21 protein-coding genes and 2 pseudogenes are annotated in these 21,410 nt (G+C 71.0%); 8 read left to right on the forward strand and 15 right to left on the reverse strand.

Annotated features, from left to right (window positions below; all coding sequences use genetic code 11):
* Positions 1 to 288: 288 nt before the first annotated feature.
* Positions 289 to 1,740: a sensor histidine kinase gene (locus GA0115233_RS19485; RefSeq protein ID WP_093721528.1), complete on the reverse strand. Its 1,452-nt coding sequence runs from the start codon at positions 1,738 to 1,740 to the stop codon at positions 289 to 291.
* Positions 1,737 to 2,426 (reverse strand): response regulator transcription factor, encoded by a 690-nt coding sequence (locus GA0115233_RS19490; protein ID WP_093721529.1) that lies wholly within the window; start codon positions 2,424 to 2,426, stop codon positions 1,737 to 1,739. Before GA0115233_RS19490 ends, GA0115233_RS19485 begins: the two co-directional genes overlap by 4 nt.
* Before the next feature lie 167 nt (positions 2,427 to 2,593).
* Between GA0115233_RS19490 and GA0115233_RS19495 the strand changes: the two genes are divergently transcribed.
* A complete protein-coding gene (locus GA0115233_RS19495; protein WP_093721530.1) occupies positions 2,594 to 4,978 on the forward strand; it encodes an MMPL family transporter in 2,385 nt (794 codons plus the stop codon).
* 7 nt (positions 4,979 to 4,985) lie between these two features.
* Here the strand turns inward: GA0115233_RS19495 and GA0115233_RS19500 are convergent, their stop codons facing one another.
* The 11 genes and pseudogenes from GA0115233_RS19500 to GA0115233_RS19545 form a co-directional block, all read right to left on the reverse strand.
* On the reverse strand, positions 4,986 to 5,708 hold the full coding sequence (locus GA0115233_RS19500; RefSeq protein WP_093721531.1) for a TetR/AcrR family transcriptional regulator: 723 nt from the start codon (positions 5,706 to 5,708) through the stop codon (positions 4,986 to 4,988).
* A gap of 113 nt (positions 5,709 to 5,821) precedes the next feature.
* Positions 5,822 to 6,544, reverse strand: a complete 723-nt coding sequence (locus GA0115233_RS42395) for an RNA-guided endonuclease InsQ/TnpB family protein (protein ID WP_369691374.1) — start codon at positions 6,542 to 6,544, stop codon at positions 5,822 to 5,824.
* A complete protein-coding gene (locus GA0115233_RS42400; protein WP_354431254.1) occupies positions 6,507 to 7,178 on the reverse strand; it encodes a hypothetical protein in 672 nt (223 codons plus the stop codon). Before GA0115233_RS42400 ends, GA0115233_RS42395 begins: the two co-directional genes overlap by 38 nt.
* A 111-nt stretch (positions 7,179 to 7,289) precedes the next feature.
* Positions 7,290 to 7,456 (reverse strand): annotated as a pseudogene (locus tag GA0115233_RS19510) (VOC family protein); the annotation flags it as partial.
* Positions 7,457 to 7,622: 166 nt separating this feature from the next.
* Positions 7,623 to 7,751 carry a hypothetical protein gene (locus GA0115233_RS41800; RefSeq protein ID WP_255310267.1) on the reverse strand — a complete coding sequence of 43 codons (129 nt, stop codon included), beginning with the start codon at positions 7,749 to 7,751 and terminating at the stop codon, positions 7,623 to 7,625.
* 96 nt (positions 7,752 to 7,847) lie between these two features.
* Positions 7,848 to 8,453 (reverse strand): Uma2 family endonuclease, encoded by a 606-nt coding sequence (locus tag GA0115233_RS19520; RefSeq protein ID WP_093721532.1) that lies wholly within the window; start codon positions 8,451 to 8,453, stop codon positions 7,848 to 7,850.
* A gap of 159 nt (positions 8,454 to 8,612) precedes the next feature.
* Complete coding sequence (locus GA0115233_RS19525; RefSeq protein ID WP_093721533.1) at positions 8,613 to 9,374, reverse strand: succinate dehydrogenase iron-sulfur subunit; 762 nt, start codon at positions 9,372 to 9,374, stop codon at positions 8,613 to 8,615.
* Positions 9,374 to 11,128, reverse strand: a complete 1,755-nt coding sequence (gene sdhA / locus GA0115233_RS19530; RefSeq protein WP_093721534.1) for a succinate dehydrogenase flavoprotein subunit — start codon at positions 11,126 to 11,128, stop codon at positions 9,374 to 9,376. The genes GA0115233_RS19525 and sdhA overlap by 1 nt, the downstream gene beginning before the upstream one ends.
* 19 nt (positions 11,129 to 11,147) lie before the next feature.
* On the reverse strand, positions 11,148 to 11,630 hold the full coding sequence (locus GA0115233_RS19535) for a succinate dehydrogenase hydrophobic membrane anchor subunit (RefSeq protein WP_093721535.1): 483 nt from the start codon (positions 11,628 to 11,630) through the stop codon (positions 11,148 to 11,150).
* Between the two features lie 5 nt (positions 11,631 to 11,635).
* On the reverse strand, positions 11,636 to 12,016 hold the full coding sequence (gene sdhC, locus GA0115233_RS19540) for a succinate dehydrogenase, cytochrome b556 subunit (RefSeq protein WP_093721536.1): 381 nt from the start codon (positions 12,014 to 12,016) through the stop codon (positions 11,636 to 11,638).
* Positions 12,017 to 12,214: 198 nt separating this feature from the next.
* Positions 12,215 to 12,724, reverse strand: a complete 510-nt coding sequence (locus GA0115233_RS19545) for a 2-oxo-4-hydroxy-4-carboxy-5-ureidoimidazoline decarboxylase (protein WP_093721537.1) — start codon at positions 12,722 to 12,724, stop codon at positions 12,215 to 12,217.
* A 154-nt stretch (positions 12,725 to 12,878) separates the two neighbouring features.
* Here GA0115233_RS19545 and GA0115233_RS19550 point away from each other — a divergent pair, with 154 nt between their 5' ends.
* The 3 genes from GA0115233_RS19550 (at position 12,879) to GA0115233_RS19560 (ending at position 15,766) form a co-directional block, all read left to right on the forward strand.
* On the forward strand, positions 12,879 to 14,537 hold the full coding sequence (locus GA0115233_RS19550) for a family 20 glycosylhydrolase (protein WP_093721538.1): 1,659 nt from the start codon (positions 12,879 to 12,881) through the stop codon (positions 14,535 to 14,537).
* Positions 14,538 to 14,632: 95 nt separating this feature from the next.
* Positions 14,633 to 15,133, forward strand: a complete 501-nt coding sequence (locus GA0115233_RS19555; RefSeq protein ID WP_093721539.1) for a hypothetical protein — start codon at positions 14,633 to 14,635, stop codon at positions 15,131 to 15,133.
* A 75-nt stretch (positions 15,134 to 15,208) separates the two neighbouring features.
* Entirely contained in the window at positions 15,209 to 15,766 is a 558-nt protein-coding gene (locus tag GA0115233_RS19560) for a hypothetical protein (RefSeq protein ID WP_093721540.1), read from the forward strand.
* A 12-nt stretch (positions 15,767 to 15,778) separates the two neighbouring features.
* Here the strand turns inward: GA0115233_RS19560 and GA0115233_RS19565 are convergent, their stop codons facing one another.
* Positions 15,779 to 16,315: a DUF1877 family protein gene (locus GA0115233_RS19565; RefSeq protein ID WP_093721541.1), complete on the reverse strand. Its 537-nt coding sequence runs from the start codon at positions 16,313 to 16,315 to the stop codon at positions 15,779 to 15,781.
* Between the two features lie 156 nt (positions 16,316 to 16,471).
* On the opposite strand from GA0115233_RS19565, the gene GA0115233_RS19570 reads away from it, so the two are divergent.
* Positions 16,472 to 16,861, forward strand: a complete 390-nt coding sequence (locus GA0115233_RS19570) for a hypothetical protein (RefSeq protein WP_093721542.1) — start codon at positions 16,472 to 16,474, stop codon at positions 16,859 to 16,861.
* Between the two features lie 60 nt (positions 16,862 to 16,921).
* On the opposite strand, the gene GA0115233_RS19575 is transcribed toward GA0115233_RS19570, so the two are convergent.
* Complete coding sequence (locus tag GA0115233_RS19575; RefSeq protein ID WP_093721543.1) at positions 16,922 to 19,558, reverse strand: FG-GAP-like repeat-containing protein; 2,637 nt, start codon at positions 19,556 to 19,558, stop codon at positions 16,922 to 16,924.
* 247 nt (positions 19,559 to 19,805) lie between these two features.
* Here GA0115233_RS19575 and GA0115233_RS19580 point away from each other — a divergent pair, with 247 nt between their 5' ends.
* From GA0115233_RS19580 to GA0115233_RS19590, 3 genes and pseudogenes are all read left to right on the forward strand, one after another.
* Positions 19,806 to 20,258, forward strand: coding sequence for a hypothetical protein (locus GA0115233_RS19580; protein WP_255310265.1), 453 nt, complete (start codon positions 19,806 to 19,808; stop codon positions 20,256 to 20,258).
* Positions 20,259 to 20,389: 131 nt separating this feature from the next.
* Positions 20,390 to 21,007 (forward strand): RNA polymerase sigma factor, encoded by a 618-nt coding sequence (locus tag GA0115233_RS19585; protein ID WP_093721545.1) that lies wholly within the window; start codon positions 20,390 to 20,392, stop codon positions 21,005 to 21,007.
* Between the two features lie 172 nt (positions 21,008 to 21,179).
* Positions 21,180 to 21,410: pseudogene (locus tag GA0115233_RS19590) on the forward strand (hypothetical protein); the annotation flags it as partial.

Consider the following 21,410-nt stretch of genomic DNA (forward strand, 5'->3'; position numbering starts at 1 on the left):
TGGGCCTGCGCACCGCGCTGCCTTCCTCCGGCCTGCGTGCGCCGGATGGGCCCGCGCGCCCCGCTGCCTTCCTCCGGCCTGCGTGCGCCGGATGGGCCCGCGCGCCCCGCTGCCTTCCTCCGGCCTGCGTGCGCCGGATGGGCCTGCGCACCGCGCTGCCTTCCTCCGGCCTGCGCCGGAAAGGCCTGCGCGCCCCGCTGCCTCCCTCCGGCCTGCGCCGGAAAGGCCCGCGCACCCCGCTGTCGGCCCACGCCGGAAAGGCCCGCGCACCCCGCCGCCCTCTCCGCCCTACGCCGGAAGCGTCACCGTCACCCGCAGTCCTTCCCCCGGTTCCGTGTCCACCCGCACCTTCCCCCCGTGCGCCTGCACCACCCCCTGCACGATCGCCATGCCCAGGCCGCTGCCCGTGCCGCCGCTCGCGCGGAAGAAGCGGTCGAAGATGCGGGCGGCGTCCTCCGGGGCAAGGCCGGGGCCCTCGTCGGTGACGCGGAGGCGTACGGCGCCCTCGCCGCGGGTCACCGAGAGGTGGACCGGGGTGTCGGCGGGCGTGTGGGTGCGGACGTTGGCGACGAGGTTGCCCAGCACCTGGCGCAGGCCGGACTCGTCGGCGCGGACCAGGACGGCGCCCTCGGCGGACACGGTGACCGGGCGGTCCGGCTGCTGCATGCGCAGGTCCTCCGCCGCGTCCCGGACCAGCCGGCTGACGTCGACGTTGCGGAAGCGGAGTTCGGGCTGCTGGTCGAGGCGGGCCAGGCAGAGCAGTTCGTCGACCAGGCGGCCCATCCGGTCGGCCTCGGTCATCACCCGCTCCCAGGCACGCTTGCGCTGGTCGGGGTCGTTCAGCATGCCCTTGTCGTAGAGCTGGAGGTAGCCGCGTATCGCCGCGAGCGGGGTGCGCAGCTCGTGGGAGGCGTCCGCGACGAAGCGGCGCAGCTGGGCCGCGCTGCGCTCACGGGTGCGGTAGGCCAGTTCGACCTGGTGGAGCATGGAGTTGAGGGCGACGCGCAGCTGCTCGACCTCCAGGGTGGTCTCCCGGCTGGAGGGCACCCTGCGGGTCAGGTCGCCCTCGGCGATGGCGGAGGAGGTCTCCACCATGTCCTCCAGTGGACGCATCCGGCGGCGCACGCTGAACAGCGTCAGACAGGCCAGCAGCGCCAGCAGCAGGGTCCCGAAGGCGAGGTCCAGCTTCACGGCCTTGGCCATGCCCTCGTGCAGGGCGTCGGTGGAGGTGGCGATCAGCACCAGGGTGCCGTCCGAGAGCCGGGCGCCGATCATGCGGTACGGCTTGCCGTCGACGTCGATGTCGCGCGGTGTCTGAGCCGCGGCGAGGTCCGCCGGGTCCCCGGCCGCCGAGGCGACCGCGTGCTGCCGCTTCGTCGGCTTCAGCGGGCCGAGGGAGATGGGGCGTCCCGTGTCGTCCACGGCGACGAACACCGAGTCGGTGGAGGCGGGCAGGGACTCGTCGCCCATGCCCGCGAACTGGTCCATGGCGATGCCGAGTTTGCCGAGGGACTCGATCTGGCTCAGGCTGAACCCGGCGTTCTGGAGCGTGGTGCGGGTGGTGGTCAGCTCGGAGTCGATCTTGTCCAGGAGATAGTGTCGGGCGGCCATCAGACTGATCGCGGTGGCCGCGACGATGCCGAGCGCCAGCAGGGCGACATTGGCCAGCGTCAGCTTGGCGCGCAGGGAGTGCCGCCCGCGGTGCCCGCGCGGGAGCTTCAGAACGGACCGCGGCCTCATGCCAGCCCGTAGCCCACACCGCGCCGAGTGGTGATCAACGGCGGTCCGAGGGTGTCGAGTTTGCGGCGCAGGTAGCTGATGTACGTCTCCACGACGGTCGACTCGGGCGGGGTGTGCTCGTACTGCCAGACGTGCCGCAGTAGTTGCTCCTTGGGCACGATCCGGCCGCCGTTGCGGACCAGGAACCGCAGCAGGGCGTACTCGGTGGGGGTCAGCTCCACCGTGCGGCCCGCGCGGCGCACGCAGTACGTCGACTCGTCCAGCTCCAGGTCGCCGTAGCGCAGCGGCGGGTGCTGGGGGAGGACGTCGGCGGGGCGGGTGCGGCGCAGTACGGCGGTGATCCGGGCGATGACCACATCGATGTCGAACGGCTTGGTGATGTAGTCGTCGCCGAAGCCGAGGGCGCCGACGATCTCGGCGGGCGAGTCCCGCGCGGTGAGGAAGACCAGCGCCAGATCGGGCTGCCGGTCGCGCAGTTCGCGGCCGAGGGCGCGGCCGTCGCCGTCCGGCAGCATCACGTCCAGCAGCGCCACGTCGGGCCGGGTGTGCCCGGTGAGCGCCAGGGCCTCGCGGACGGTGCCCGCGGTCATCACTTCGAACCGGTGGTAGCGCAGGGCGATGGCGAGGACGTCCGCGATGCTCTCCTCGTCCTCCACGACCAGCACCGTGCCCGCAGCCGTAGTCATGCCCCCAGTATCGGCGCGATCACCGACAGCCGGGCGGCCCGGTGCTTTGGAGTTCCTTTGGAGTCGAGCCCGTCGCATGTCCGTGCGCGAGGGGCGCGGCCGATGCTGGTCGGCAGGACCTGGGGGACCGACCGACGACCGATGAAGGAGCGTTTGGAGTGGCGGCATTGGCACGGTGGTGCTATCGGCACCGGCTGGTGGTCCTGTTTCTGTGGGTGGGGACGCTGTTCGGTCTGGGCTTCGGCGGCAGCGCCGCGGGCACGGACTACGCGAACGTCTTCTCGCTGCCGGACACGGACTCCAAGAGCGCGTACGACCTGATGGAGAAGGCGTTCCCGGAGCGTGCCGGGGACACCGACACGGTGGTGTGGAAGGTGGACGAGGGTTCCGTGCGGGACGAGTCCGTACGGAGCCGGATCGAACCGGCCCTCGCGGAGATCGGCCGGACGGACGGCGTCGGTGAGGTCACCGAGCCGCAGGTGAGCGAGGACGGGCGGATCGCGTACGCCCAGATCACCTTCCAGGAGCAGGCCAACTCCATCCCGAAGGAGGTGATCGAGGACATCATCGACACCGCGCAGGCCGCCGAACGCGACGGTCTCCAGGTGGAGCTGGGCGGCCAGGCCATCGCCCGCGCCCAGGAACCCCCGGCCGGCACCGCCGAGGCCGTCGGCATCCTCGCCGCCGCGATCGTGCTGTTCCTCGCCTTCGGCTCGCTGTTCGCGATGCTGCTGCCGATCGTGGTGGCGATCGCCGGGGTCGGCACCGGCATGCTCTCCACGATGCTGCTCAGCCATGTCACCGACGTGCCCGAGGTCGCCCCGCTGCTCGGCTCGCTGATCGGACTCGGCGTCGGTATCGACTACGCGCTGTTCATCGTCACCCGGCACCGGCGCGGCATCCTGCGCGGGGTGAAGCCGGAGGACGCGGCGGTCACCGCCCTCAACACCTCCGGGCGCGCGGTGCTGTTCGCGGGCGGCACCGTGTGCATCGCGCTGGCCGGCATGCTCGTGATGAACATGCGGTTCCTGGACGGCGTGGTCATCGCGACCTCGCTGACCGTGGTGCTCAGCGTGCTCGCCGCGATCACCCTGCTGCCCGCCCTGCTGGGCCTGCTCGGCCCCCGCGTGCTCAGCCGCAGGCAGCGCCGCCGCCTCGCCGAGAAGGGCCCGGAGCCGGAGGAGGCGAGCGGCCTCGCGGCGCGCTGGTCGGGGTTCGTGCAGAAGCGGCCGCGGTCCATCGCGGCGGGCGCGCTGGTGGTCATGGCGGTCCTGGCGCTGCCGGTGCTGTCGATCCGGCTCGGCGCCACCGACCAGGGCAACCACCAGGAGTCCACGACCACCCGGCAGGCCTACGACCTGCTCGCCGAGGGCTTCGGCCCCGGCTTCAACGGACCGCTCCAGGTCGTCGTCGACGGCCCCGCGCCCGAGTCGCTGGTCACCGAGATCTCCGGCACCGAGGGCGTGGCCCAGGCGGCGGCCGTGCCGCCCGCCAACGGTGTCTCGGTGATCAATGTGGTGCCCACCACCTCCCCGCAGTCGGAGGAGACCGACGCGCTCATCGACCGGCTGCGCGACGAGGTGATCCCGGCCTCCGGCGCCGAGGCCCATGTCGGCGGGGTCACGGCGGTGTTCAAGGACTTCGCGGCCGTGACCGGCGACCGGCTGCCCTACTTCGTCGCGACGATCATCACGCTGGGCTTCCTGCTCCTGCTGGTGGCGTTCCGCTCCCTGGTGGTGCCGCTGACGGCGGCGCTGATGAACCTGATCGCGGCGGCGGCGTCCTTCGGCGTGCTGGTGGCGATCTTCCAGTGGGGCTGGGGCACGGAGCTGATCGGCATCGGCAAGGAGGGCCCGATCACCTCGTTCCTGCCGGTCATCATGCTCTCGCTGCTGTTCGGCCTGTCCATGGACTACCAGGTGTTCCTGGTCAGCCGGATGCACGAGGAGTGGGTGCACACCAAGGACAACGCCCGCGCGGTGCGGGTGGGTCTCGCCGAGACCAGCCGGGTCATCAACTGCGCCGCCCTGATCATGATCTGCGTGTTCTCCGCGTTCGTGCTCAGCGGCGACATGGAGGGCGCGATGGCGGGCGTCGGCCTCGCGGCGGCGGTCGCGCTGGACGCGTTCATCCTGCGCACGGCGCTGGTCCCGGCCGCGATGCACCTGCTCGGCAGGGCCAACTGGTGGCTGCCCGCCGGACTGGAGAAGCGGCTGCCGCACCTGGCGGTGGAGCCCAAGGAGGAGGACACGGCGGCGGAGCCGGAGCCCCGGGGCCGCGCGTCCGTGGTCCACGGCTACGTCCGTACGGCGGACGGCGACCCCGTGCCGGACACCGCGGTGACGCTGCTGACCAAGGGCGGCCGTCAGCTGGACCGGGTGAACTCGCTGGCCGATGGTTCCTTCATCGTCTCCGTCCCGGCGCCGGGCACCTATCTGCTGGCGGCGGCCGCCCCCGGGTACGGCTCGCGGGCCCGGCAGGTGGTGGTCGGCGGGGAGCCGCTGGTGTACGACGTGGAGCTGGCCGAGGGCGAGATGGACGCCGTCAACTGAGCACGACCTAGGACTTCCCGCCGGGGTTCGGCATCGCCTTCGTCATCCCCGGCAGGAAGTCCGTGAACAGCTCGTGCACCTCGCGCACCAGCGGGCGCAGCACCCGGAAGCGGGCCAGCGAGACACCCCGCGCGGTGAGCCGGGCGCCGCGCTCGGCGAGCTTGTAGCTGCGCTCGCGGCCCGGAGTCCGGTCGAAGATCCAGTACAGCACCAGGCCCATCTGCGAGAGCCACATCAACTCGGGCAGGACGTCCCGCAGTTCCTCCGGCACCTTCGTCTTCGTGGCTCCCGCGAGGACCTGCCGGTGGACGCTGATCGCCTCCACGCGCGCGTGCTCCGACTCCGGGGAGAAGGGGCTGAGCGGGGAGTCCGGGTCGGCGGCGTTCTTGAAGAACTGCACGGCGAACTCGTGGTACGGCGTGGCGATGTCCAGCCACGCCTTGAGCACCCCGGCGAGCCGCGCCTCCAGATCGGTCTCGCGGGCCAGGACCTCCCGGACCGCCACCTGGTGCTCGGCGGCGATCCGGTCGTAGAAGCCCTGGATCAGGTGCTCCTTGCCCTCGAAGTAGTAGTAGGCGTTGCCGACGGAGACCCCGGCCTCCTTGGCGATCGCCCGCATGGTGGTCTTGTCGTAGCCGCGCTCCTGGAAGAGCCGCATCGCCGTCTCCAGGATCAGCGCGCGGGTCTGCTCGGACTTGCTGGGCTCGGGGCTGTCGTTCTTCGAGGGCACGGAGCGAGACTAACCAGTGCGGATCAGGACGACTGCGCCGCCTGGTACAGGTTCTGCGCGTCGGCGCCGAAGTACGGCCCGTACATGCGGTTCGGGAAGAAGTTGTACGTCAACTACCCGGAACTGAAAGTCCTGGGCTTGCTGCTCGGGTCATCGTTGGCTGCGATGAGGCCGCGGCTGCGTCCAGCCACCTCCGGCGTCTTACGCAAGGAGCGTGAGAGCGGCGCTGGCAGGGGCCTGTGACTCGGCCCCGCGAACCCAGTCCACCAGCCGCGGGCGGCGATGTTCTGGGACGAGTTCAGGTCCGCGTGCTCAACGAAGCCGCAGGACCTGCACGCGAACACGGCCTGGGCAGGCCGGTTGCGTCGGTCGACGTGGTGGCACCGGGAACATTCCTGGCTGGTGTACGCAGGATCGACGTACACCACCGGGACCCCGGCCAGCTTCGCCTTGTAGGCGACGAACGCACCGAGCTGGTGAAAGGACCAGGAGTGCAGCGCGGTGCGTTGGGGCTTCCTGAGCCGTGCCCGTTCACGAATGCCGCCCAGATCTTCCAGGGCGATCCCGCGTCCGGTGCGTTCAGCCTCCGCCACGATGCCTTTACTGATCTTGTGGTTGATGTCGCGAGCCCGCCGTGCTTCCCGGCCTGCGTACTTCTTCGCCCGCCGCTTGGCGGACTTCGTGCCCTTCCTCTGCAGCTTCGACCGCACCCGTCGGGCATTGTCCCGGGTCCGGTTCAGCCCGCGGCCGCTATGCCGGATGCCGGTGGATGTGGTGGCGATGTTCACGATCCCCAGATCAACTCCGAGGAACCCCTCCGGCAGGGCATTGAGCACGGCTTCTGGGACCTCGCAGGTCGCCAGGAGGTAGCCAGTGGCCATCGGAGTGGATGAGATCGCTCTCGCCCTGCCGGTAGGCGTCCAGGACATGGAGTTGTTCGGCTTGCCCGGTGTATGCGAGGGATTTCACACGTCCGCCGGTGGTCCAGATCGACACTGTCCGTTCCTGCGCCTGCCAGGACAGACAACGGTCGTCGAACGCCTGGGCCGCATCCGGCCGGAAGGCCACCGGCCTGGACAGCGCCTTCTCGTAGCGCTTCGAGCCGGGCCTGCCCAGGTTCCCGGCCCGAGTGTTCGCCGCGAGGGTGGTGTATGCGTCGGCGGCCTTCCGCAACGTGTGCAGGGCAGGCTGCGCGGACAGGCCGCGTTTTTTCAACTCCCCATAGGCCAGCGCCTGCAGGCCCGCCCGGGAGGACCGGACCGGCCGAGGCCTACGCGGCCTGTCGCCCATCGGGCGGGACGTGTCCGACTTCTCCCGTTCCTGTGACCAGGCGTCCAGGGCGGCCTGATCGTGCGCGAAAGCGTGCGCCGCAAGCCAGGTAGCGGCCTCGTTGCAGGCACGCAGAGTTGCCTCAAGTGCCGTCGCCTGCATAGGCGTCGGCAGCAGCTTCACCCGCACGACCAGCTTCACGATCACTCAACGTACACACATGTACGACCACCTGCGGCTCGTTCAGTCTTGCTCACCCGAACGGGTGGCCCCCGACACCGTGGAGCCCCTGGATCAACGGCGGGACCGCGAAATTCGGGGCGTCTCGGCGACCTTGAGCAGCGTGATCCCTGACTCGTCGAAGCGGAACGCTGCTGTGAACCCAGCGCGTTCGTAGAACCCGACGGCCTCGCCGAGGTTGCCGACGGTCTGCAGCATGTTGTCGGACCGCGCCGTTCGTACGACTCGTCATCCGACATGCTGTCAGAATGGATGGATGAGCGGCCGGGGCCCGGGATGTCAATGGCGGCTCGTACAGTCGGCGTACGGGACACGTGGCTTTCGTCGACGAGACGACCGCTAGGCAGTGCGCGACGGGCCTGCGGCTCAACGATGCGGAGGACCGCCTGACGGTCCGGGAGCTGATCAAGCGCCGGATATGCCACGAGGCCGACAGGGGGCGCGCCCGTTGCGGCTGAGCGTCCGGGCCACCCAGACCGTCAGGCCGATGCTGACGGCCAGGTAGATGACGTAGGCGATGACCGTGCGGTCCATGCCGCCCCCTTGTGTTGAACGCGTTCAAAACGCTGACAGGGGAGACTCTAGCCCTGCCTTTTGAACATGTTCAACGCGCTGGCTGCGTGCCCTGCGTCACGTACGCACGTCGCCGGCCTGGAGGATCTCCGCGACGTCCAGGGTGACTTCGGCGCCGATGGAGTCGGGAAGGGTGATCAGTTGGCCGGGGGAGTGGATGCGATGGGTCGCGTAGTCGTCCCCGGCCGGGTCGGTCAGGACGTGCAGCCGCTGGTGCTTGCGGTCGACGATCACATAGACGGGGACCTTGGCGTCGGCGTAGGAGGCGGCCTTGGTCTTGAGATCGGTCTTCCAGTTGCTGGAGGTGACCTCCAGGACGAGACGGAAGCAGACCGGGTCGTAGCAGTTGTTCTCGATGAGGTGGTCGTCGAAGTCGGAGTCCACGATCGCCAGGTCCGGAATCGCGTAGTCCTCGGTGTCGGTGGGCAGCCATAGGGCGATGCCCTGGAGTACCTCGGTCTCACCGTCATCGAGGCCTGCGGCCAGGAACAGACGCATGAGTTTGGTCAGGGCGCGGGCGTGCGGGCCGTCCGGTGGCGGGGTCACGAGGATCTGGCCTCCGATGATCTCGACGCGGTAGCCCGGAAGGCGGTCCATGAGACGGTTGGCCTCCGCGATCAGCGGACGCTCGTCGTGGGGCCGCTCGACGGATGCTGCGGACATCGCGTGCCTCCTAGGGGCGGGTGTCGAGAGCATCATCGTAGGGCGCGTGGCGCCCCCAGGGCCGTCTCGTGGGCGTTCACCCGAAGGTGTGGCATATGCCAGAGGGCCCCGCTTCCAGGGGAAACGGGGCCCTCACGGACGTCGGACGAACGGCGTACGTCAGAAGCGGCGGGTGATCAGGGCCTTCTTGACCTCCGCGATCGCCTTGGTGACCTCGATACCGCGCGGGCAGGCGTCCGTGCAGTTGAAGGTCGTGCGGCAGCGCCACACGCCGTCCTTGTCGTTGAGGATCTCCAGGCGCTGCTCGCCGGCCTCGTCACGCGAGTCGAAGATGAAGCGGTGCGCGTTGACGATGGCCGCCGGGCCGAAGTACTGCCCGTCGTTCCAGAACACCGGGCAGGACGACGTGCACGCGGCGCACAGGATGCACTTGGTGGTGTCGTCGAACCGCTCGCGGTCCTCGGCGGACTGCAGCCGCTCGCGCGTCGGCTCGTTGGTGTCCTTCGTGATCAGGAAGGGCATCACGTCGCGGTACGCCTGGAAGAACGGCTCCATGTCGACGACGAGGTCCTTCAGGACCGTCAGGCCCTTGATGGGCTCGACCGTGATCGGCTTCTCCGGGTTGATGTCCTTGATCAGCGTCTTGCACGCGAGGCGGTTCTTGCCGTTGATCCGCATCGCGTCGGAGCCGCAGATGCCGTGCGCGCAGGAGCGACGGAACGTCAGGGTGCCGTCGAGCTCCCACTTGATCTTGTGGAGCCCGTCGAGGACACGCTCCTTGGGGTCGATCTCCAGCTGGAAGTCTTCCCAGGTCGCCTCGGCGGAGACCTCCGGGTTGAACCGGCGGATCCGGAAGGTGACCGTGATGTACGGGGAGGCCGCGGACTCCGCCTCGACCTTGTCCAGAACGGGGGTAGCCATCAGTACTTACGCTCCATCGGCTGGTAGCGGGTCTGGACGACCGGCTTGTAGTCGAGACGCACGGACTCCGTGCCGTCGTCGCCCACCTCGCGGTACGCCATGGTGTGGCGCATGAAGTTGACGTCGTCGCGGTTCGGGTAGTCCTCGCGGTAGTGACCGCCGCGGGACTCCTTGCGGGCGAGCGCGGAGACCGCCATGACCTCGGCGAGGTCCAGCAGGTTGCCGAGCTCGATCGCCTCCAGCAGGTCGGTGTTGAACCGCTTGCCCTTGTCCTGGATCGAGACGTTCTTGTAGCGCTCGCGCAGCTCGGCGATCTTCTCGACCGCCGTCTTGATCGTCTGCTCCGTGCGGAACACCATGACGTTGGCGTCCATGGTCTCCTGCAGCTCCTTGCGGAGCGTGGCCACCCGCTCGGTGCCGGTGGACGTGCGCAGCCGCTCCACCTGGTCGATCACGAACTGCGCCGGGTTCTCCGGCAGGTCGACGTAGTCGGCCTTCTGGGAGTACTCGGCGGCGGCGATGCCCGCGCGGCGGCCGAAGACGTTGATGTCCAGCAGCGAGTTGGTGCCCAGACGGTTGGCGCCGTGCACCGACACACAGGCGACCTCACCGGCGGCGTACAGGCCGGGGACGACGGTGGTGTTGTCCGCCAGCACCTCGCCCTCGACGTTCGTCGGGATGCCGCCCATCGCGTAGTGCGCGGTCGGCTGGATCGGGATCGGGTCCGTGTAGGGCTCGATGCCGAGGTAGGTCCGCGCGAACTCGGTGATGTCCGGGAGCTTGGCGTCCAGCTGCTCCGGCGGCAGGTGGGTGAGGTCCAGGTAGACGTGGTCGCCCTCGGGACCGCAGCCGCGGCCCTCGCGGATCTCCGTGTAGATGGAGCGCGAGACGACGTCACGCGAGGCGAGGTCCTTCATGACGGGCGCGTACTTCTCCATGAAGCGCTCGCCGTCCTTGTTGCGCAGGATGCCGCCCTCACCGCGGGCGCCCTCGGTGAGCAGGATGCCCATGCGCCAGATGCCGGTCGGGTGGAACTGGAAGAACTCCATGTCCTCCAGCGGCAGACCGCGCCGGTAGACGGCGGCCTGGCCGTCACCGGTGAGGGTGTGCGCGTTGGAGGTCACCTTGAAGAACTTGCCGCAGCCGCCGGAGGCGTAGATGACGGCCTTCGCCTGGAAGACGTGGATCTCACCGGTGGCCAGCTCGTAGGCGACCACACCGGCGGACTTCTTGACCCCGTCCTCCTCGGTGATCAGCTGGTCCAGGACGTAGAACTCGTTGAAGAACTCCACGCCCTCCTTGACGCAGTTCTGGTACAGCGTCTGGAGGATCATGTGGCCGGTGCGGTCCGCGGCGTAGCAGGACCGGCGCACCGGGGCCTCGCCGTGGTTGCGGGAGTGGCCGCCGAAGCGGCGCTGGTCGATGGTGCCGTCCGGGGTGCGGTTGAACGGCAGGCCCATCTTCTCCAGGTCGAGGACGGAGTCGATGGCCTCCTTCGCCAGGATCTCGGCGGCGTCCTGGTCGACCAGGTAGTCACCGCCCTTGACCGTGTCGAAGGTGTGCCACTCCCAGTTGTCCTCCTCCACGTTGGCCAGCGCGGCGGCCATGCCGCCCTGCGCGGCGCCCGTGTGGGAGCGGGTGGGGTAGAGCTTGGTCAGCACGGCGGTGCGGCTGCGCTTGGTCGACTCGATGGCGGCGCGCATACCGGCGCCGCCGGCGCCGACGATGACGGTGTCGTACTTGTGGATCTTCATGATTCTCGCAGCCCCGTGCCTAGCGGATGTTCGGGTCGAAGGTGAAGATCACCAGCGTGCCCAGCAGGATGGTGAACACCGTGGCGGTGTAGAGCAGGCCCTTGAGCCACAGCCGGGTGTTCGCGCGCTCCGCGTAGTCGTTGATGACCGTGCGCAGGCCGTTGGCGCCGTGCAGCGTCGCCAGCCACAGCATCAGCAGGTCCCAGACCTGCCAGAACGGGGAGGCCCAGCGGCCCGCGACGAACGCGAAGCCGATCTTGGAGACACCGCCGTCGAGGACGAGCTGGATCAGCAGGTGGCCGACCACCAGGACGACCAGGACGACACCGGACAGGCGCATGAACAGCCAGGCGGCCATCTCGAAGTTGCCCCGGGTGGACTTCGGGGTCTTCTTGGTGCGCTTGCGCGGGGCCTCGATGTAGGGGGCCGGGTTGTCGACGTTGTAGACGGAGCCGCCCTCGACGGGGCCGATTCCGGACGCGGTCTTCTCAGTCGTGGACATGGGCGTCAGCTCCCGAAGAGTTCACGAGCGGCGTGGCCGAGGAGGGGGTAGATCGCCCCCAGCATCAGCACCAGCCACAGACCGACGGCGGCCCAGAGCATCTGCTTCTGGTAGCGCGGGCCCTTGGACCAGAAGTCGACGGCGATGATGCGCAGACCGTTGAGCGCGTGGAAGAGGACGGCGGCGGTCAGGCCGTACTCCATGAGCGCGATGATCGGCGTCTTGTACGTCGCGACGACCTCGTCGTAGGCCTCGGGGGAGACACGTACGAGAGCGGTGTCCAGCACGTGAACGAACAGGAAGAAGAAGATGAGGACACCGGTGACTCGATGAGCCACCCAGGACCACATTCCTTCCCGGCCGCGGTACAGCGTTCCAGCCGGCACGGAAGTCCCTCCGGGAGCGGGGATTGGGGCCGCGCCGGCTTGTGTGGTCGGTCGGGCCCGGCCGGGTACGGTCCACCGGCCCCCAGCATCGTAGCGACGGTTGCCTGTACGGCTTACGCCGGGCCTACCTGTGTGATCAAACTGGCACGCGGATGGGTGATCCGGCCGCGTCCGTCACTCCGTGGGGAGGTCCGGCCGCTACTCCGTGAGGAGGTCCAGCAGGCGGCCCTGCGCGAGACGGCGCAGTTCCTCCCACGCCACGACCCGCTCCTCCTCGGGATCGTTCGCCAATCGTGACCGGATCGCCGCCAGGACATGGTCGACGGCCTCGTTCGGCGGCAGGTCGTCCAGGCACACGACGAACGCGTGGCCGAATTTCGCCTCGTACGCCGCGTGTGCCGCGCCCAGGGCCAGATGGGCCACCGAGTAGGCGTCCTCGGGCAGCGGCGGCAGGCTCTCCGCGGCCAGCGCCTCGCCGAGGTCGGCCGGGGTCAGGTCGTACGCCGCCTCGTCGGAGGCCGCCAGCAGCGCGTCCGGCGTCGGATAGGGCCGGTGGGCGGCGACCCGGTGGGCCCAGCGCGGGCTGTGCAGGCAGGTCAGGAGGGTGCGCCGGAGGTCCTCGGCGGGTGTCGCGTTGAAGCGCTCCAGGGTGGTGGCGCGCTTCTGGTGGGGTATGGCCACTCGGCCAGGCAGGTGTGTGGGCGTCACGTGCGTTTCGGCAGGGGAAGCTGTGAAAGATGTGGCGCCACGTTATCGAGATGGAGCGTGAGCCGTCCGACCGATGCCCGAATTTCAGCCGAACGGGAGAGTTTCAGAACGTCTGGGTGACGCACCTCGACCGCCCGGGTCGTAGGTTGGCTGGGTGAGCCAGCACAGGCGCCGGGCGCCGGAGAAGAACACGGTCGTGCAGCGGTCCCTCCTGGTCGGGGCCCTGGTCGCGGCGCTCGGCGTCGGTGTCGGCCTGTGGGCCTCCGGGGACGGCGGGGACAGCGAACCGGCCGGTTCGGCGGCCGCGCGGCCGAGCGGCAGCGCCGAGTCCGGGACGGGCCGGTCCAGGTCGGCGCCCGACGCGGCGCCGAGCCCCACGAAGTCGTACGCGCTGTCCACCGCGCCCCGCACCATCCCCGCGGTCCGCTCGCACACCCCGGCGCGCGGGCCCGGCTGGAAGCCGGCGCGCGGGCAGCGGGTGGTCGTGGAGGACCCGGAGCTGGCCGACGAGGGGCGGCTGCTCGCCAAGGAGCTGGGGATCAGCTACGCGGGCGAGAAGAACGACGTGCTCGCCGGGGACGTACGGCTGTCCCTCAACGACGACGAGGGCGCCGACCCGGAGTCGTACACCATGACCGTGCGCGGCGGGCGGGTCACCATCAGCGGGCCCGCCGACGCGGGCGTGTTCTACGGCACCCGCACCCTGAAGCAGACCGTGCACGACGGCGGCACCGCGCCCGAGGGCGTCATACGTGACGAGCCCGCCAAGCCGGTGCGCGGGTTCATGCTGGACATCGCGCGCAAGCACTTCACCGCCGACTGGATCGAGGACCGGGTCCGTGAGCTCGGCGATCTGAAGTACAACCAGCTCGGCCTGCACTTCTCCGACGACCAGGCCTTCCGCATAGAGTCCGACTCGCACCCCGAGATCGTCTCCGAGCCGCACCTGACCAAGGCCCAGGTCCGCCGCATCGTCGCGCTCGCCGCCGAACGGCACATCACCGTCGTGCCCGAGATCGACTCGCCGGGCCACCTGGGCGCGGTCATCGCGGCCCACCCCGATCTGCAACTGCGCAACACCCAGGGCGTGGCCACGCGCGGGGCGATCGACATCTCCAAGGACGAGTCCCACGAGATCGTCGACGACCTGCTCAACGAGTACGCCGAACTCTTCCCGGGCGGCCAGTGGCACCTCGGCGGCGACGAGTACCAGGCGCTGACCGTCGCCAACCCGGAGGCGTCCTTCCCGCAGCTCGCGAACGCGGCGCGGCAGGAGTTCGGCGCCGGGGCCACCGTCGCGGACCTGGCGACCGCCTGGGTCAACGAGCGCGCCGCCACCATGCGCGTCCACGACAAGACCGTGCGGGCGTGGAACGACGGCTTCTTCCGCGACACCTCCGTCAAGGCCGACAAGGACATCCAGGTCGCCTACTGGACCGGCAAGGAGATCGGCGCCCGGCAGCCGGTCGAATACCTGGCCGAGGGGCGCAAGGTCATCAACTACAACGACGAGTTCCTCTACTACGTCCTCGGCCAGCCGCAGACCTTCGTCTACCCCACCGGGCAGCGCATCTACGAGCAGTGGACCCCGCGCGTCCTGCGCGGCACCGAGCCCGTCCCCGCCCGCTACGACCCGCAGATCCTCGGCGGCTCCTTCGCCGTCTGGTGCGACCTGGCGAACTCCCAGACCCAGGACCAGGTCGCGGCCGGAGTGCGCATGCCGATCCGGGCGACGGTGGAGAAGCTCTGGAACCCCGGCAGGCCCCAGCAGTCCTGGGCGCAGTTCAAGGCCCTCGCCGACCGCCTCGGCTGAGCCCCGCGTACGGAATTGTCCGGTTCGGCTGCGAACGGCAGTACGGCTGTGGTGTATTCGGCCGGAGCCGAACCGAGCAGCGTGGGGGGACGGAGATGGGCTACTGGGGGTACTACGTCGTGGGGCGCGCCGACCGGCCGCTCGCGGAACTCGCGGCGCTGTCGGGCGCCCCGGGCATGACACTGCGCCAGGAGACACCGGGCGGCTGGCAGATCTGGGAGTACCCGGGCGGCGAGGGCGACGTCGGGAACATGCTGGAGCTCGCCCATCAGACCGGCGAGCCCGCGCTGTTCGGGTACGTCATGGACAGCGAGTGCGCGGTGATCGAGGCGGCCGGCCCGGAGAGCGGGGCGTGGGCCGCCTGCATCGGCCGGGAGGCGATGGCCCGTCGGCTGGGCGCGGGGGAGGACGTCTCGCTCGACGACTACTTCCTCCAGCCGCGCGACGCCGCCGAACGGGCCGTCGCCTGGGCCGCGGAGGCCGGGCACACCGTGACCGCCGAGGCCCTCCTCGGGGTGTTCGACACCGACCCGGACTCTTTGGCCGAAAACCATTTCTTCCAGCTGCTCGACGGGCTTGGTGTGGTGCCCCTGTGACACTCCGGAGCCGTCGCACGCAGTTAGGGGAAGTGCGGGTTCCGTAAGGGAGGACCGCAGGCGAAGGAGGCGTGCATGAGTCTGGTGGAGCTGATCGCTCGGGCGGACGAACGCGGACTGGCCGCCAGCGGGTTGGCTTGTTTGGATCGGTGTGTGCCCCTGCTGGGCGGTGACGACGAGCTGCTGCGGCCGCTGTGGGGCACCCTCGGCACCGGCGGCGACACCGGGCAGTGGGCCGCCCTGCTCGACGAGGTGCGCGGCAAGGTCGGCGTCCCCGAGGACTCCGAGGAGGACGAGGCGGCCGTCCTCGCCCACCGGATGCTCGACGCCGCCCCGAAGGCCCCGGCCGACAGCGCGGTGCGCGAGTGGGCCGAGGCCTGCTCGGTCGCCGCGCTCCGGATCCACCTGCTGCTCGACGCCGCCGACGACGACACCCCCGTCGACGCCCGCCGCGAGGGCGACACGGAGGGCATGCCGCCGCTGCTCGCCGCCGAACTGCGCCGCCAGGTCGCGGTGCTGGAGCTGCTCGCCCAGCACGAGGCGGGCGGACTGCGCCCGGCACTGGAGGTGTGCACCGAGGGGCGCCGGGTGCTGCGCGCGGTGGTGTCCAGACGTGCGCGGGGGCGGGGCTGACCCTCATGTGCCTCACCCCACCGGCGCGTCCCGCTCCCGTGTCAGCCGACTGTCCGACCCCATCAGCCACTTCACGACCGCGTCGCCGTAGTGGGCGGTCTGCGTGTAGAAGGCCCGCAGATCCCGGTGCGCGGCGGCGAAGGCACCGCGCACGTCCCGCTCCAGCTCCGGCATGCCGTAAGGGCGCATCACCTCCTCGCGGGCCCTCTCCCACAGGTCCGCGAAATCCGTGTCCTCCAGGTACTCGGCGACCCGGCCGGCCTGGGCCGCGGTGAGCAGCAGGAAGGGCGGCCGGGACGGATCGGGGTGACCGATCGGACGGCCACCGAGCACCACATGGGTGCACGGCCCCTCCTGGGCCCGGTACGGCGGCACGCCCGCGTACAGCAACTCGTGGTGCAGGTACCCCCTGTCCAGCACCTCCTCGCGGTGCCTGCCGATCCGGTCGCGGACGGTGTCCCAGTCGTCGTCGAACAGACGGCGGAACCATGACGCGCTGTTGCGCAGCGCCGAGGGCGGCACCGCGCGCAGATGGAAGTACACGCTCATCAGTCAGTGGAGCGCACGGGAGCGGCGAGGTGTCACACCCGGTTCCCGGGAGGTTCCTGTGACGGTCCTGGGGCGGCCGTGCGGCAATCCTGCGGCGGTTGCGCGCAGCCGCCCGATCCGGGTGACGAAACCCGAGACGGGCGCGCTCTTGTCGGTGTGACGACACAGCATCAGACCAGGCCCACGGCCGCGGCGAAGCCGGTGCGATGGGCGGCGGACGCGGTTTCGACCATGCGCGAGGGGGCGGGCCTGCGCCTGGACTACTCGGCGCAGAGCCTGTGGCGGGTGGACCGGATCATCGACGATCTGCGCCGCGAGGGCACCCCGTGGGCCGCCGTGGCGGAGGTGCTGCGCGGACTCGGGGCGTACGCGGGGGAGGTGATCGCCCGCCAGACCGGTGCCGAGTGGTGGTCCTCCGGCGGCGAGCACTGGCTCCGTACGCCCGATGGCAGGCTGTGGGACCCGATCGAGGAGGCCCGCCGCTGCTTCACCGAGGACGGCTCGCTGCGGCTGCTGTGCCGGGACGCGACACGCGGCGGCATATGAAAGCCGGCCGGGGTCCCGCGCGGTGAGCGGGATCCCGGCCGGCCGGTGCGTTCCGGGCCGTTACGGCGCGAGCACCTGCCCGAGCCGCCCCCCGGTCGGCGTGCCGAGCACGGACCTGCTGTAGGCCACCGCGTCACCGATGCCGAGGCCGCCGCTGTTGCTCGGGACGTGCAGCAGGAGGCCGTTGAAGGCGTCCTCGCCCTCGGCGCCGACGGTGAGGTCGGCGCGGCCGTAGCCGGACAGGTCGGTCAGCGACACGGACGTACCGAACTGGTCGCCCTTCTCGGCGGCGCCGGGCACGCCCGCGGTGTCCTGCGAGAGGGCCAGCGAGCCGGAGCCGGTCAGCCCGTTCGGGCCGCCCCTGACCAGCACCGTGGTACCGGCGTTGGCGTGGCTGACGCCGCTGCGGGTGAGGTCCTCGTTGCGGGCGCCGGTCAGCACGTCGGCGTAGCCGTCGGCGTCGAAGTCACCGGCCGAGACGGAGATGCCCAAGGCGTCGCCCGACTCGTTGCCGCCGGGCACGCCCGCGGTGTCCTGGTGAATGACCTTCATGCCGGTGGTGGTGAAGCCGGTCGAGGTGCCGAACAGCATGGTGATCTGTCCGCCGGAGATGGCACCGGACTCCGCGGCGACCGGCTGGCCGATGACGAGGTCGTCGTAGCCGTTGGCGTCGAAGTCTCCGGACGCGACCGACCGGCCGCCCTTGACCGACAGCACACCCGCCTTGGTCAGGCCGGACGCCGAGCCCGCGAAGCGGACCACGCGGCCGGTGCCGCCGGTGTCGCGGTAGTTCAGGGCCACGTCGGCGTAGCCGTCCCGGTTGAAGTCGCCGCTCGCCGCGTCCAGGTGCGCCACCGCACCGGTGGCCGTGGTGAGGGCGCCGTACGTGGTCGCGCCGTCGGTCAGCCGGACGTTGTAGCTGCCGCCCTTGCCGGAGCCCGCTGCGAAGACGTCCGCCTTGCCGTCGCCGTCGAAGTCGCCGACGGCCACCGCCGAACCGAGCTTGGCACCGGCCCGGGTGACACCACTCGTGGTGTACGAGAAACCGGTGTCGAGCCCCGGGCCGTACAGCACAGTGACCGCGCCGCGGTCGGCGCTGCCGCTGGTGTCGTCCTCGCCCGGGACGCCGATCGCGAGGTCGGCGTGACCGTCGCCGTTCACGTCGCCCCAGGCGGTGGCGGCGCCGAAGGAGTCACCGGACTCCGAGGAGCCGGGAACCCCGGGGCTGTTCTGGGTCAGACCGATCCGGGCCGCCGGGACCGGACCGTCGACGCTGCCCGGTATCACCGTGACCCGGTTGGCCTTCGGGGTGCCCGCGACCAGGTCGTTGACGCCGTCGCGGTTGAAGTCGGCGGTGGCCAGTGCGTGCGAGATGCCCGGCGTCCCGGCGAGCGTCGCGATCCGGCCGAGCTTCGGGTACAGGTTCGCCCCGGGGCAGAGCGTGGTGTTGGTGTCGCGGTGGCCGAAGACGCGCGGCAGGGTGATCTCCTGGCCCTCGGGGACCTTGTTGCCGCTGGAGCCCTGCGGCGCCCGCGAGGTCAGCGTGACCTTGCCGGCCGGGTCGACGCCGTACATGCCGAACTTCCAGGCGACCAGCCGCGCGATGGCGTCGAGGGCGGCCCTGCTGGGCTTGGCCGACTCGAAGTTGCCGATGTAGGAGATGCCGAGCGTGTCGGTGTTGAACCCGATGTCGTGCGCGCCGACCACCGGCAGGTCCGTGCCGCCGCTGCGGCCCTCGAAGATCTGGCCGCACTTGTCGACGACGAAGTTGTAGCCGACGTCGAAGTAGTCCTGGGCGAAGTGCGCCTGCTGGATGGTGCGCATCCGGGCCGCGGACTCGGCGCAGGACAGCGTGTTGTCGGTGTCGACGCCGGTGTGGTGGACGACGGCGGCCTTGATCTCGGTGCCGTAGGTCGGCGTGCCGTTGTAGTCGGTGGACGCGCCCCACTGGGCCTGCGTGATGATCGGCGGCTTGGCGACCGTGGAGGGCCGGGGCTCGGGGACGGTCTCGGTGGGGGTCGGGGACGGCGACTCGGTGTCGGTCGGCGTCGGCGTCGGGGACGGCGACTCGGACTCGGTGGGCGCGGCGGACACGGTGGCCGTGGGCGACTCGGTCGTCGCGGGTGCCGAGGTCTCCGCCGCGAAGGCGGCCGGTTCCAGCCCGGTCTCCGGGCCGGTGCCCGGGTCCAGCAGCTTGATGTCCATGCCGGCGGGCTGGCCGCCCACCTCGGTGCCGTCGTCGCCCACGACCCGCACCTCGACACCGTCGGACTCTCCGGTCCACACCGACTCCGTGCCGCCGCGCAGGGCGGCCCGCTCGGCCTCCTTGCCCTCGGCCTGGCTCGGCTCCAGGACCAGGTCCCGCCACGGCGACCAGGCGCCCGTGTCGATGTCCCGGGTGCGCACCTGCGGGGTGCCCCTGGTCTCCGCCTCGGGGTCGTCCCAGGTCACCACCACGGCACTGAACTGTTCGGTCGTACGCCTGTCGAGGCCCTTGCGGCCGCCGCCCTCGCTCCGCAACTTCAGCGTCCGCACCGACGGCGCCCGCTCGGCGGGCTTGTCGTCGGCGGGCGCGGGCTGGTCGGCCATCGCGTACGTGACGACCCCCGCTCCGCTCAGGACGACCGCTCCGACGGTCAGCCAGGCCCGCTTTCTGAGACTGAGCGGTTTGTACGCATGGGTCCGACGTGGACTCAACTACCCCACCCCTAGGGAGATTGGACACAACAGCCACGCCTGTAACAGGCGTGCTCTCCCCCCAGCGTCGGCCGGACCGCAAACATCACCCTCGCGAAAGGTTGTACGGAACCGTGTGATTTCTGTGTGTGGATGAGCACAGCCGCACCCTGTGATGCCCGGGTGGCGAAATCCGCTGGGTCGGACGGGGGAGTCGACGGACCGCTCCCCCGGACCGAGCGAGGCCGGATCGAGTGAGGGTGGGGCGATGGGACACACGGACGTCAGGGCGCCGGGCGCGAGCGGGATGCGCGGTCACGCGGCGGCCTTCGTCACCCGGGTCACCGCCCGCGGCAGGCTGCCGCTCGACTACTCCGTGGCCAGCCTGCGCGTCGTCGACTTCCTCCTGGACGGCCTGCGCAAGGGCGGCGCCGACACCGACCGGGCCGCCGAGACGCTCCTGGGGCTCGGGGCGTACGTCGGTGAGGTGCTGGTGCGCCGGGCGGGCGCGCGCTGGGTGGACTGCGACGAGCGGCAGCGGGACCTCTTCGGGCAGCCGGTGGGGGTACGGATGCCGGACGGCCGGGTGTGGAACCCGCTCGGCAAGGTCCGCAACCGGTTCGAGTCCGGTGCGCCCGAGGACTCCCTGCAGACCTTCTACCTGACCCTGCACGGGCGGGCCCGCCCGGCCCCGCGCCGCACCCGGCGGGCGGTCGCCTGAGACGGGTGGGGTGAAGGCGGCGCTGTGACACTTCTGTGAAGCGCGGCGCTGTTGCCCGTGGGGGCGTGAACAGAGGGCGGGTCGTGCCGCACGGCACGGATCCGCCGTGAACTCGGCAGGACGAGGACGGTTTGGGCCAGGGAGCGGAACCCCGCCGCGGGCACGCGTACGACGCCGAGCTGGGCAGGGCGGTGGCGCGGGCGCAGGAGGGCGACGAGGCGGCCTTCGGCGTCGCCTACCGGCTCGTGCAGCCCGGACTCCTCGGCTATCTGCGCGGCATCGTCGGCGACGACGCCGAGGACGTGGCCGCCGACGCCTGGCTGGAGATCGCCCGGGACCTCGGCCGGTTCAAGGGCGACGGGGCGGGCTTCCGGGGCTGGAGCGCGACCATCGCCCGGCACCGGGCGCTGGACCATCTGCGCCGCCTGCGGGTACGGCCCCGGGGGACGGCGACCGAGCAGGACGTACTCGACCTTCCGGGACCGCACAGCACGCACGAGCAGGCACTGGAGTCGATCTCCACCGCGCACGCCCTGGAGCTGGTGCGGGGGCTGCCCCGGGACCAGGCGGAGGCGGTGCTGCTGCGGGTGGTGGTCGGACTCGACGGACCGGCCGCGGCACGGGTCCTCGGCAAGCGGCCCGGCGCGGTGCGCACCGCCGCGTACCGGGGTCTGAAGCGGCTGGCGGACCAGTTGGGCGCGGCGAGTGTGACGGATGAGAGTCCGCGCACGCTGGGGGAGTCGAAATGAACGTTGCGGGGCGCGCGGGCGTAGGACAGGGCAGCGCGGCCCCTCTCACCGGTCGCGGAGACCGCGTCGTCCCCAGGGGGCACGCGGCCCGCACGGGCCCCAGGGGCCACGCAGGACCCGGCAGGCCGCCGTGCCCCGGGGCGGACAGGGCGGAACAGGAACGGACACGGACATGGGTGAACAGCTGAGCGACGGCGGCGCGGTCGGCCGTCGGAGCGCGCACCCTGGCGGCCCAGACCTGGAGACCCTGCTGGCCGCCGCCATGCGTTCGGACACCCTGGACGCCGAGGGCGAGCGGCGCGCGGTCGCCGCCTTCCGCGAGGCCCGGGACGCGGGCGCGCACCGGGCCGCACCCGGCGCCGCGACGACTGGCGTCCGCGCGCCCGCCGCCGCACGGCACGCT

It is taken from the genome of Streptomyces sp. DI166, assembly GCF_900091315.1.
In the GTDB taxonomy this organism is placed as follows: Bacteria; Actinomycetota; Actinomycetes; order Streptomycetales; family Streptomycetaceae; genus Streptomyces; species Streptomyces fuscus.